Here is a 12,205-nt window from a genome sequence, read left to right as displayed (position 1 = left end):
AGCCTAGCAGAATCTTACCACTCCAGCTGCGCGCCGGTCTGATACTCGATCACCCGGGTTTCGAAGAAGTTCTTCTCCTTGCGCAGGGTGGCCTGCTCGTCCAGCCAGGGCGACACGTTCTTCGCCCCCGGGAACGGTTCTTCCAGGCCCACGGTACGGGCCCGGCGGTTGGCCACAAAGCGGAACTGTTCGCTGTGGTATTCCGCCGAGTAACCCAGGATCGGGTCCCGCAGCACGTAGTTGGCGTAGGCCATCTCCGCAGCTTCGGATTCGTCCCACATCTCACGCACCGCTTTCGGGTCCAGGGTGATTTTCTCTTCCTCGAGAATCTGGTTCACCACTTTCAGGCCGAAGGAGAAGTGCATGGCTTCGTCCCGCAGGATGTACTGCAACTGTTCACCCGTGCCCCGCATCAGGCCCCGGCGCTGCAGGGCGAAGATGGGGCTGAAGCCGTTGTAGAACCAGCAGCCTTCGAACACGGCGGCGAAGAACAGGTAGGACATCACGAAGTCCTGCAGCTCGTCCGGGTTGCGCAGGTTCATGTCGGAGCGCATGGCGGCGTCCAGCCGGCGGTTGGCCAGCTGGATTTTGCCGTTGATCTCCGGCACCACGCGGTAGCGGTTGTAGATCTCGCTCTGGTCCAGGTTCAGGGTTTCGATGCAGTGCTGGTAGGTCCAGGTGTGCAGCGCTTCCTCGTACACCTGGCGAGCCTGGTAGATCTGCAGTTCCGGCGCGCTCATCTTCTCCATCACCGCCAGGCCGATGTTGCGCATGGCGAGGATGTCGGAGGTGGTCAGGTACGCCAGCACGTTCTCGTACACGTGTTTTTCCGCCGGCGTCAGCCGGTGGTGGTAGTCGTGAACGTCCTGCGCCATGTTCACGTCCAGCGGCGTCCAGTGGTTCTTGTTGGCGTTCATGAAGTACTCCCAGGCCCAGGGGTACTTGAACGGTGCCAACTGGTTGATGTCGGTCTCGCCGTTAATCACCCGCTTGTCGTCGACATTCACGGGCGCCGGGCCGCCGGTGGCGGCGGCAGCGGTTTGCGCTTTTGGTTCGTCGTCCCAGTCCAGCATGTGGGTGCCTCCCAAATAAGTAAATGGTTACTGACAAGCTTCGCAGTCGGGATTGTCGATGCTGCACACCTGCGGCTGTGGCGCCGACACCGGCGCGGTCTTCTCGGCGCCAGTGGCCCCCAGGGAGCGCAGGTAGTAAGTGGTTTTGAGGCCACGCTCCCAGGCCAGCTGATACAGGGCATCCAGCTTCTTGCCGCTGGGCTCGGCCATGTACAGGTTCAGGCTCTGGGCCTGGTCCAGCCATTTCTGGCGCCGGGCCGCCGCTTCCACCAGCCAGCGCGGGTCAATCTCGAATGCGGTGGCGTAGCGGGCCTTGAGCTCCGCGGGGATGCGGTCAATCTGCTGCACACTGCCATCGAAGTATTTCAGGTCGTTCACCATCACGTTGTCCCACAGGCCTTCGGCCTTGAGATCACGCACCAGCGAGGGGTTCACCACGGTGAACTCACCGGACAGGTTCGATTTCACGAACAGGTTCTGGTACGCCGGTTCGATGGACTGGGACACGCCCACGATGTTGGAAATGGTCGCGGTCGGAGCAATGGCCATCACGTTGCTGTTGCGCATGCCATTTTTGGCAATCAGCTCCCGCACCGGGGTCCAGTCGAGGCGGCTGAGGGTATTGAGCGACAGGTCGCCGTCCCGGCGGTTGTTCTTCAGCAGGCCCACCGAATCCATCGGCAGGATGCCCTGGCTCCACAGCGAGCCGTCGTAGGTGTCGTAGGCGCCCCGCTCACCCGCCAGCGTGGCGGAGGCACGCAACGCGAAGTAGCTGAGTTGCTCCATGGCAACGTCGGCAAATTCCACCGCTTCCGGGCTGGAGTACGGCAGGCCCAGCTGGTACAGGGCGTCCTGGAAGCCCATCAGGCCGAGGCCCACCGGGCGATGCTTCAGGTTGGAATTGCGCGCCTGGGGCACGGCGTAGAAGTTAATGTCGATGACGTTATCGAGCATGCGCACGGCGGTGTTCACGGTGCGCTCCAGGCGCGTAACGTCCAGCTCGCCGTCCTTGATGTGGGCAGCCAGGTTCACCGAACCCAGGTTGCACACCGCAATCTCATCGGCGCTGGTGTTCAGGGTGATTTCGGTACACAGGTTGGAGCTGTGCACCACGCCCTGATGCTGCTGCGGGGAGCGCAGGTTGCACGGGTCCTTGAAGGTGATCCAGGGGTGACCGGTCTCGAACAGCACGGTGAGCATCTTGCGCCACAGCTGTTTGGCCGGAATTTTCTTGAACAGCTTGATCTTGCCTTGCTCGGCCAGGGCTTCGTAGTGCTGGTAGCGCTCACGGAAGGCGTTGCCGTACAGGTCGTGCAGGTCTGGCACATCGCTGGGGGAGAACAGGGTCCAGTCGCGGTCTTCGCGCATGCGCTCGATCAGCAGGTCCGGCACCCAGTTGGCGGTGTTCATGTCGTGGGTACGGCGGCGCTCATCGCCGGTGTTCTTGCGCAGTTCCAGGAACTCTTCGATATCCAGGTGCCAGCTTTCCAGATAGGCACAGACCGCGCCCTTGCGCTTGCCGCCCTGGTTCACCGCCACGGCGGTGTCGTTGACCACTTTCAGGAACGGCACCACGCCCTGGCTCTGGCCGTTGGTGCCCTTGATGTGGGAGCCCAGGGCCCGCACCGGCGTCCAGTCGTTGCCCAGACCACCGGCCCATTTGGACAGCAGGGCGTTATCGCGAATGGCCCCGTAAATGCCCTCCAGGTCGTCGCCTACCGTGGTCAGGTAGCAGGACGACAGCTGGGAATGCCGGGTGCCGCTGTTGAACAGGGTGGGCGTGCTGGCCATGTAATCGAAACTGGACAGCAGCTCATAGAATTCGATGGCGCGGGCGTTGGGGTCGTCCTCACGCAGTGCCAGGCCCATGGCCACCCGCATGAAGAACACCTGGGGCAGTTCCAGGCGGGCCTTGTTCCAGTGCAGGAAGTAACGGTCGTACAGGGTTTGCAGGCCCAGGAAGCCGAACTGGAGATCGCGTTCCGGTTTCAGGGCGTTGCCAAGGCGTTCCAGATCAAAGGCCGCCAGGGCTTCGTCCAGCAGTTCGTAGCGGATACCGGCGTGAACAAAGGCGCTCAGGGCCTGTGGATAAATCTCTGCCAGCGGAAGACTGCGGGGCAGGTCCAGGGCTTCCGCTGTTTCCAGCCGGAGCTGTTCCAGCAGCAGGCGCGCGGTTACGGCGCTGTAGTCGGGTTCCCGTTCAATGCGGCCCCGGGCGGTCATGATCAGGGCAGACAGGACTTCGGTCTCTTCGATGCCGTCGTAGAGGTTGCGCAGGGCATCTTCCACCAGCGAATCGCCGTTGATGCCGTCCAGGCCGGTGGCGGCCTGTTCCACCTGCTGCTTCATCAGGCCCAGGTCCAGCGGGGCGATGCTGCCATCGGCTTTTTTCACGGTCAGGTGCGGGTGCGCTTCCACCGGCTCGTCCGCGGCGCGCTGGCGGGCGTGTTCTTCACGGTACAGCACGTAGGCCCGGGCCACTTTCTGCTCTTCGGCCCGCATCAGGGCCAGTTCCACCTGGTCCTGGATGTCTTCGATGTGCACCTTGCCACCGGCCTTGAGGCGGCGGCTGATGGCCTGCACTACCTGTTCGGTAACCCGGTGCACGGCGTCGTTGATGCGGGCGGAACCGGCTGCCTGGTCTCCTTCCACCGCCAGGAAGGCTTTGGTCACCGCCACACTGATCTTGGCCGGGTTGAAACTCACCAGGGTGCCGTTTCGTTTGATAACTTGCAGGGATTGGGTATCGGTCGCGGGGGCCGGGGGTTCGGCAATGGCAGTGGCTGTCATGGTGCTCTCCTGAATTCGCGTTGGTTCCGTTTCACCCTCGCGAACGCAGTGGCACACCTTGTCCCGAATACGGGCAGGCCTGACCAATCTGCTCACCCTTGAATCGCGAAGGTGCAGTCCAGAAACCCATGGGGGGCTTCTGATCCCTGGCAGGTCTTCGGACTCAGGGGCGTGAACCTTTCAGCTCTGCCTAACGTGGCGACTTCCCGGCTTGCGCCAGTGTCATCTTGCCACGCTCGTTCCCCAATACCGCTGCGCGTCAGTTCCGGATTCTCACCGGATTCCCGACTACCCTGCGATCAAGATGATCAGAGTTTGATCACAATATATGGTAGTTAACCAAGGACCCGGTCACTATATAGGGCCGAATACGCCAAGACAAGGCACTTTTTGCAACAGAGCCTGTCCATCTCCAGACCACCGGATTTGAGGAATGAATGTGAGAATTTCGCTGCTTTTGGCCAGTACCCTGATGCTCGGTCTCGCCGCCAGCCCGGTGTGGGCAGACACAGACCGGCTAACCCGGTTCTCCACCATGGCCTCACTGGAGGACGGCTGGGAACCTCTGACCTTTCCGAACATCGAGACACACACCCGCTACACCCTGGACGCGGACGACGGCCAGCAGGTGGTCCGTGCCGACGCAGACGCCAGCGCTTCCGGGCTGATTGCCCGTGTTGAGCTGGTGCCCGGCGACTCGCTCACGCTGTCATGGCGCTGGAAGGTGTCGAACATCTACGAAGCCGGCAACGCCCGCGAAAAGTCCGGTGATGACTACCCAGCCCGCATCTACGTCGCCTTTGAGTTTCAGCCGGACAAGGCCGGCTTTTTTGAACGGGCCAAGCGCAAGACCGTGGAAGTGCTGTTCGGCGAGACCCTGCCCGGCAACGCCCTGAACTACATCTGGGCCAATCAGCTACCAGAGCAGAGCATGGTCGCCAACGCCTACACCGACAAAACCATGATGATTGCCGTCAACTCCGGGCCGTCGCGGGTGGGCGAATGGGTGACTGTTACCCGGGACCTGGTGGCAGATTACCGGCAGGCCTTCGACGAAGAACCGCCCGCCATTGTGGGCGTGGCCATCATGACCGACGCCGACAACACCGGCGAGCAGGCCACGGCCTGGTATGGTGATCTGACTCTTTTGAAATAGCCTCCCAGCAAGACTGACTGCGGGAGTACTCCGACCACCGGATTTACCGGTACTACTCCGGAAATCCAGGCACCAAATAGGTTTTCTGAAACCGTCGCACCGGCGGTACTTCGCCCTTTTCGGCCAGGCGCAGGTAAGCGTCGTCAAAGGCCTCACGCAGAACTGCCGCACGCGGATTGGCCAGGGAAAACAGCCAGGCGCCATTGCGGCTGCGCATTTCCGATTCGCGAATCTCGGCATCTGTCGTCCGGCTCAGGGTTTCCTGCACCGGTTGCCGGTAGTCCAGCAGGTAATCGCCGCGATGACGCTTGAGCATATTGAGGCCGGACTTATGGTTCGGTGCTTCGGTAATCTGGATATCGGGCTGGGAGGTCAGCCAGTCTCTGAGGCCGGCGTAGGTATAGCCGCCGATCAGAATCACGGTTTTGTTGCGCAGGCGATCCATATGATCCACTGGCGGCAGGCCTTCCAGATACCACGCGCTCAGTTCCACCGGAATCGGGCTGATCCAGCTTTCGAGAATGTCGTCTTTTAAAGCGGGAATGTCGGTTAGCCCCATCCACAAATCGATCGTGCCGCTTTTCAGATAGAGGTAGGTGCGTGCCACCGGCAGGTAGATAAATTCCAGTCGGTAACCCGCCTCTGCCGCCACCTTGCGGGTGATGTCCACAAACTCTCCAGCGGGCTCGCCCCTGTCATCCCGATAAGTGACCGGCGGAAACTCGACATAAGCAACCCGTATGGTTTTATCGACAATAGCCTCCGCCTCTGAGGCACGGACAGCGGTGGGATAGAACAAATAGGAGAAAACCAGAACAAGAAAAAGCGCCATCAGACAGGCGCGCGAAAGGATCGATTGGGGTTGTTGGCAACTGCGCATGTATACCGCTTTTCTTTTATCTGTTTACCTGAAGGTTAACAGATCCTATGAAAACTGTGCGGTGAAATATGCAAAACCATGACTCAGAACGCGTGGGTGACCATGTACAGACCGACGCCCCCCATCACGATGGTGTAAGGCAACGCCATGATCACCATGCGCCCGTAGGACAAACGCACCAGAGGTGCAATGGCTGAGGTCAGCAGGAACAGGAACGCCGCCTGGCCATTGGGTGTGGCTACGCTCGGCAGGTTGGTACCGGTATTGATGGCTACGGCCAGGGTCTGGAAGTGCTCGTAGCTGATGCTGCCGGCGTCCAGCGCCTGTTTCACTTCGCTGATGTAGACGGTCGCCACAAACACGTTGTCGCTGATCATCGACAACAGCCCGTTGGCAATGAAGAACATGCCCGGCTGCTGGCCTTCAGGCAGCGCCAGTACGTAATCAATGATCGGTTTGAACAGGTGCTGCTCGTGAATCACCGCCACCACGGCGAAAAACACCACCAGCAATGAGGTAAAGGGCAGGGATTCCTGGAACGCCTTGCCAATCTGGTGTTCGTCCGTCACGCCGGTAAAGGAGGTAATCAGGATAATCACCAGCAGGCCAATCAATCCTACTTCGGCGATGTGGAATGCCAGACCAAACACCAGAATGACCGCGGCCACCGCCTGAATCCAGAGCGCCGCCTGATCAGACTTGGTGCGCCGAGCCTTTTCATTATCAGCGAACTCTTCCAACACCCGTCGCACCGGCTTGGGCAGTCGACCGCCGTATCCAAACCAGCGTAGTTTCTCCAGCGCCCAGCACGTGGCCAGACCGGCGAACAAAACCGGAATACTCACCGGTGCCATGTGCAGGAAAAAGCCGGCGAAATCCCAGCCAACCACCTTGGCGATCAGCAGGTTCTGGGGTTCACCCACCATGGTGGCGACGCCGCCCAGAGCGGTACCGATCGCCCCGTGCATCAGCAGGCTGCGGAGAAAGGCACGGAAGTTTTCCAGATCTTCCCGGTGCAGCTCAATCACTTCGTCGTCGCTGTTGGTGTTGTGGTCTTTCTGCTGGTAACCCTTGCCGGATGCCACCTTGTGATAGACCGAGAAGAAACCTACCGCAACGCTGATGATGACGGCGGTGACGGTCAGGGCATCGAGAAACGCAGACAGCACCGCTGCAGCGCTGCAGAACAGCAGCGACAACGCCGACTTGGACCGCACCCCCACCAGAATCTGGGTGAAGGTCACCAGCAGCAGCTCTTTCATGAAGTAAATACCCGCCACCATGAACATCAGCAGCAGGATGACCGGGAAATTGGTCAGAACCTCATGGTACACCGCATCCGCCGACGTCAGCCCGATCAGCAGGGCCTCCACCGCCAGCAGGCCCCCCGGCAACAGTGGATAGCACTTCAGTGCCATCGCCAGCGTAAAAATAAACTCACCGATCAACAGCCAACCCGCCACGCCGGGCCCAAGCAGATACATGACAATCGGATTGATGACCAGAAACAGCAGAATGACCTGCTTGTACCAGACAGGTGCCTTGCCAAGGAAATTATGGGTAAAGCCGGAGATAACAGTCGTGGGCATTACAGACATCTTCTGAGAAATCGGTTTGTTGGTATTGTGCGCCAGAAGACCCGCATCTTCCTTGATATTTACGTACCGGAGTATGGTCCAAAGGTACGAATTTCAGTCCGCTTTTGGTCTTAATAACAAAAAGAAGGCGAGATAGAGCCGGGCACCACAGGAAATTTAAGTAATACTACTTAATTACTGCCGAAACGGCGACGGTATTTTAACCGATTTCTCGATTAACAAGGTAACTTTCTGAACAAATGACGGTCATGCCTAATATTGGATCTGATATTTTCAGGACCGGATCCAGGCAGGCTCCTGTAGGACCGGAATAAAGTTGGTAACAAAATGCCTTCCCGAGCTCAATTTTACAGTAATTAATCAACCATAAAGATAAATAAAGTTGGTAACTTTCTAAGGACCCAGAGCAAAACCCCTCGAAAATCATAGTAATATAGTTGGTAACTTATCATTGGCAAGCTCCCAGTAAACGATCTGAGCTTCCCCCAATGAGGCCCTAAAAGGGTACAAACTGTCGCAAAGCGGAACCGGCTAACCTTGGAGAATCAGCTGAAAAGCCAGTCGGCGTAACGCTATGTGGTTAAGCTCTTATTCATGAAGCCATGGCGCATAACTCAGGCCAACCAACACACCCCCAGGGCTCATAAACCTTGCGACTGTTTGCCCCCAGGGTTCAGTCCGGGTTTCATGAACGAATTCCTGACCCCTTTCCTTCATTTCTTTCAATGCCGCGTCCACTGCAGCCGCGTCCGCCAACTCAAATTCAATTGTAGCTGTCGGCTCAGGAACATGGTCAGGCCATTCCTCCTGCCCAAAACAATACTGGGCCGCCATAGAGAGGGGCCATACCCCGAAATGATGCGCTCCGGGGAACGTATCCATGAAACGATAATCGTCCATCTTTTCTAGCGGCAAGCCTCGCGCACCCTCATACAAAGACGCACTCGCCGCAGAATCTTTAGTAATTGACGCAAACCCCGCAATACACTTAATTTCCATTCATTCCCCCGCCACTGATGGAGCTGGCTCATATCTGCATTAGTATGATTTGACTCGTTAGCCGCGTATCACTGTGAGCCCATTAGCCCTTGTTCAAATGCTGCCTGATTTTCCTGGGCAATTTCATTTTTTTGTCGAGCCATCGCAACACAAATCGGGATCCATTTGGCGCATGTGGACCGGTGAGAATGTCCAGGGTTGTGACAGAGCCAGATATGCGCAGATTGAAATCTTTATTGGGAACTTCCGCAAGATCCACGTGCACAGGAGCAAACCATGGGTTGTACAAGCTGAATCCCTCGACAAGATCCTGATCAAACTTTCTGAGAGTTTCTTCTATCGGGGGCACGCCGATCCGCTGCCGCAAGCCAAAAACAAAGCTATCAAGCGAAAACAAATAGCCTGAGTTGAAGTTAACTCCAAACGAGTTATAGCGGTTGTCGGGACTTCCCTGCATTTCAATGCCATTGATAAATTCAGCTACAGATAACCCTTCAATGGACTCAGAGACGTTTTGGTGAATCTTAATTGCTGAATGGAAACTCGTGTCAACGGTTAAGAGCTCAGCATCTACCGAGCACGCTTCAGCGTATAAATCGGCAATCGGATGACCTCTGAAGCGATTAACCGAAGCACCCCTCATTAAAAGAAAAGCCTTGAGGTATTTTTCAAGCGCTTGACACGCAGCCCAAAAAAAAGCGCGATGCAGTCCTTTTTTTGCCAGTAACCGAGCAGTCACATAGTCTTCATCTGCAGGTTTAACAAAAGAATCGCTGATTACTTGTACAATGTATCGTTCGATATTGGCTTGCTCATAGTCAGGTAGTTTGTCGACGTGCTCAAGCTCATCTCCACACTTGAAACTGTATATGTAGCTCAATCTTCTTTCGCTCATTCAGCTTCTAACCTCGAACAGGCGCAAAAAGTGTTCCGGCGAGCGCGACGCAGCAAAATGGAGACGAAGGCGACCAAGTGCCGCGCTTGGTTAACTGGCGTGCTGGCTGTTGGCACGTCGCTTCCGTTCCTGCTCAGTCATTTGTCCTAAACGCTCCTCCAGGGAATCAAGTCCAAGTTGCGCACGGCGCTCATTAACCGAGGCGGGATCCTTGATGGGAAACGGTGTTGGCCACCCGTTTTCATCAACATCAAACTGGGTGCCGTAATATTGTGGCTCGCCGGCTAACGTCCGCACCCGATCCTGAAGAAACGCCAACTGCCAACCCTCGGCGTCGTCTTTCGCAACGGCTTCCTCCAGCAAGTGAACGCATTCCGCCATGAACCCGGCCTCGGACACCGAATGCTGAGCCACCAGCCAGGCGGCTTTGGAGGCTTCCTCTCCGACCAAGGAAATACCAGGCCAGCAGTGAGCCCTGATGATTTCCTTCAGGCGGGAGGCGTTGCGCTGGTGCAGTGCTTTCAGTCGGGGATGGTAGGAATCCGACGGTAACTCGCCGGAATCGAAGAGTCGCTGTAACAATCGCTGGTCTTCTAACAGCATCATGACCAGCTCATCCGCAAGACTCTGATTCATGGGCTCCCTCCCAGTTGATGCCACAAATAAGCGCCGCCCCGGCAGGGGCATCCGGTGGCAGGCCTTCATGCCGGAAACTCGATTGATTTGTTAAATGTCGTCTTGCCACTCTCTATGCTTACAGGCCCTATCGTACTCAAGCCATGGCACGTCGTGCGACACCCAAATATGAGCCTCTGGTTTTAAACCGGGATCATAGTCCAGAGTAGCTACCCGAACAATGACGTGGGGTTGCGCAGGCCTTTCAGCCACCAAATGGGAACCACAGCGTTTGCAAAAATGGCGTAATTTTCCAGGGGATGATTCGAACGTAGAAATAGAACGCTTACCTCTGAGCCAACGGAAATTCTCGCGCTTTACTCCCGCAGTGGAGGCGAACGGTGCAGCATGGGCTTTACGACAAGTCTGACAATGGCAATGCACGATTGGCATATCCACTGAGTCGATTTCGTAACTTATCTCGCCACACAAACAGCTTCCCTTCAACCCCATGAGAGATCTCACTCTGTAAATTTAAAACTTAGATTTGGAACGTGCCGAAGTGACCCGTAGGGTCGTCCGACAACAGCCAATGGTTATGCCGATTTTGCCACCAACATCTCAGTAGCGCCCTTTTGAAAACGATAGCTAACAGGCTGCAACGAGACAGCGATTCCGTCAGCGGATAGTCCCGCCATGACCGAATCAAGGTGCTTTGAGGTTTTTCCGTCCAGCGAGACAACTGGAAAGACGCGAACCTCAGAGGCAACTCTGCATAACTCCCGCATTGATGCCAGATGGGCCGCCCGATCTAAATGATCACTGTAAAGGAAAAGAAAGTGAGAACAGAGTGCCAGATCAAACTTGGAGTCAGAGAATGGCAGCATAGGCAATGACGCCGACACATACCGTCCTTGTTGGTAACCAGCATCAAAATCGGACAGGAACCGCGACATAGCTTCCATCCGAACCTCGCCAAGATGCTCAACGCTATTGAATGAGTCCCAAACATAACTGTCTGCGGCCTGTTGCATCTTGGCCATGATTTCTGGGTACACCTCGCCAATTCGGTGACGCACTTCATCAACCTTGAATTGATATACCGGATCACATGAGATGACTTGGCATCCTACCTCTGTCGCCTCAGCATTGAAGCTGGCCGGGCCATCGCCGCAACCCAGAATTTTCTTGTTCAGGTCATCATTCGATAGCTCAAACATCGCCTGATATTCCTTTAGCGATCGCCCCCACGGAACTACATTAGCTAAATCCAACATCAGCTCTCCTTAGTCTGTTTGACGAAGCACGGTGGTGACGAAGGAGCCGCGTAAAGCGGCATCTGGCAGCCTGATCGGTCATTGCCATACTGTAAAACTTAGAAAGCCGCTCCGCTCAGTAACTTCATTATACTGCAAATGGTTTTGTGGTATGACGGCAGGTGAAGTGCGCGACCTCGAACAGTAGCTCCATGTGTAATAATGTCGTCAACGGAATGCGAATCAAATGGTCATCACCGTCACTCAGTTCGTTTAACATTAAAGCATCTCAAGATGGAGGTTCTATGCCAATGATGCCAAGAATTTTATTGCCGCTTTTTCTAACCGGCCTTTCTGTACTTCCCGCCTTCACGCTGGCCGAAAATGCCACTCCTGAGGCCTACATTGGCAGCAAGCATTTGGTCTTGGAAATCCGGCACTGCGAATGCGAAGCCGTCAAGCCGAATGGTCATCCGTCCGTATTGCTGTCAGATTTTTTGCAGGAGTCGAGTGTTGTGAAAACGGCTGTGTTTACTGAAGATAACGGCTTCGTCGCGTCCGATTACGTCACCATGGGGTATGAATTCAGCCCAATCAAAGACTCATCCGACACGTTCTCGTTCAACTATACGGGTACACATACGACAAGCAGCGGACAAAGCTCGGGAAGTGGGGAGTTATTGCTGGAAAAAGGACAGTGGGTCCATTTGTTTGGCTCGCACCACGAAAGTACATCAGGAGCACGCCACGCCAATGTTGCAGTAAGACTGGTAGAATTCGACGGTTCCTGAGGGCCAATTTTAAAAATTCCAATCATAGGTATGAGGTGGACCCAGTCAGTTGGACAACCTGATGGTGTCCCTAAGCTATGATCCGGTTGTTTCCCTGGCTCAGGCTGCCAAGGATATGGATTGCCCGTAGTACACCTCATCGGGCGTTTGGT

11 protein-coding genes and 1 riboswitch are annotated in these 12,205 nt (G+C 56.2%); of the genes, 2 read left to right on the top strand and 9 right to left on the bottom strand.

The window, feature by feature from the left end; translation table 11 throughout:
• Positions 1-14 precede the first annotated feature (14 nt).
• Both QPL98_RS18620 and QPL98_RS18615 read right to left on the bottom strand, forming a co-directional pair.
• Positions 15-1,073 carry a ribonucleotide-diphosphate reductase subunit beta gene (locus QPL98_RS18620; RefSeq protein WP_022990159.1) on the bottom strand — a complete coding sequence of 353 codons (1,059 nt, stop codon included), beginning with the start codon at positions 1,071-1,073 and terminating at the stop codon, positions 15-17.
• 27 nt (positions 1,074-1,100) lie between these two features.
• Positions 1,101-3,863: a ribonucleoside-diphosphate reductase subunit alpha gene (locus tag QPL98_RS18615; RefSeq protein WP_303293782.1), complete on the bottom strand. Its 2,763-nt coding sequence runs from the start codon at positions 3,861-3,863 to the stop codon at positions 1,101-1,103.
• Positions 3,864-3,993: 130 nt separating this feature from the next.
• Positions 3,994-4,191, bottom strand: a riboswitch (cobalamin riboswitch).
• Positions 4,192-4,296: 105 nt separating this feature from the next.
• Between QPL98_RS18615 and QPL98_RS18610 the strand changes: the two genes are divergently transcribed.
• A complete protein-coding gene (locus tag QPL98_RS18610) occupies positions 4,297-5,019 on the top strand; it encodes a DUF3047 domain-containing protein (RefSeq protein ID WP_303293781.1) in 723 nt (240 codons plus the stop codon).
• Between the two features lie 52 nt (positions 5,020-5,071).
• On the opposite strand, the gene QPL98_RS18605 is transcribed toward QPL98_RS18610, so the two are convergent.
• The 7 genes from QPL98_RS18605 to QPL98_RS18575 all read right to left on the bottom strand — a co-directional run bounded on the left by QPL98_RS18605 (position 5,072) and on the right by QPL98_RS18575 (position 11,283).
• On the bottom strand, positions 5,072-5,851 hold the full coding sequence (locus QPL98_RS18605; protein ID WP_303293780.1) for an ABC transporter substrate-binding protein: 780 nt from the start codon (positions 5,849-5,851) through the stop codon (positions 5,072-5,074).
• Positions 5,852-5,982: 131 nt separating this feature from the next.
• On the bottom strand, positions 5,983-7,488 hold the full coding sequence (gene nhaB / locus QPL98_RS18600; RefSeq protein WP_041656555.1) for a sodium/proton antiporter NhaB: 1,506 nt from the start codon (positions 7,486-7,488) through the stop codon (positions 5,983-5,985).
• A 597-nt stretch (positions 7,489-8,085) separates the two neighbouring features.
• Positions 8,086-8,496, bottom strand: a complete 411-nt coding sequence (locus QPL98_RS18595) for a VOC family protein (protein WP_303293779.1) — start codon at positions 8,494-8,496, stop codon at positions 8,086-8,088.
• An 82-nt stretch (positions 8,497-8,578) separates the two neighbouring features.
• Entirely contained in the window at positions 8,579-9,391 is an 813-nt protein-coding gene (locus QPL98_RS18590; RefSeq protein WP_303293778.1) for a HEPN domain-containing protein, read from the bottom strand.
• Positions 9,392-9,481: 90 nt separating this feature from the next.
• Positions 9,482-10,027 (bottom strand): DUF6624 domain-containing protein, encoded by a 546-nt coding sequence (locus QPL98_RS18585; RefSeq protein ID WP_091706200.1) that lies wholly within the window; start codon positions 10,025-10,027, stop codon positions 9,482-9,484.
• A gap of 90 nt (positions 10,028-10,117) precedes the next feature.
• Complete coding sequence (locus QPL98_RS18580) at positions 10,118-10,519, bottom strand: GFA family protein (protein ID WP_081698919.1); 402 nt, start codon at positions 10,517-10,519, stop codon at positions 10,118-10,120.
• An 83-nt stretch (positions 10,520-10,602) separates the two neighbouring features.
• On the bottom strand, positions 10,603-11,283 hold the full coding sequence (locus QPL98_RS18575; protein ID WP_023008425.1) for a class I SAM-dependent methyltransferase: 681 nt from the start codon (positions 11,281-11,283) through the stop codon (positions 10,603-10,605).
• A 284-nt stretch (positions 11,284-11,567) separates the two neighbouring features.
• On the opposite strand from QPL98_RS18575, the gene QPL98_RS18570 reads away from it, so the two are divergent.
• The gene (locus tag QPL98_RS18570) at positions 11,568-12,053 is read left to right on the top strand and encodes a hypothetical protein (RefSeq protein ID WP_206853115.1); all 486 of its coding nucleotides are present in this window, start codon (positions 11,568-11,570) and stop codon (positions 12,051-12,053) included.
• Positions 12,054-12,205 lie beyond the last annotated feature (152 nt).

Origin of the sequence: Marinobacter sp. ST-43 (assembly GCF_030541085.1) — a bacterium.
GTDB classification, from domain to species: domain Bacteria; phylum Pseudomonadota; class Gammaproteobacteria; order Pseudomonadales; family Oleiphilaceae; genus Marinobacter; species Marinobacter nauticus.
Note: the sequence above shows the minus strand (reverse complement) of the source record. Positions and strands in the feature narration are given on the sequence as shown.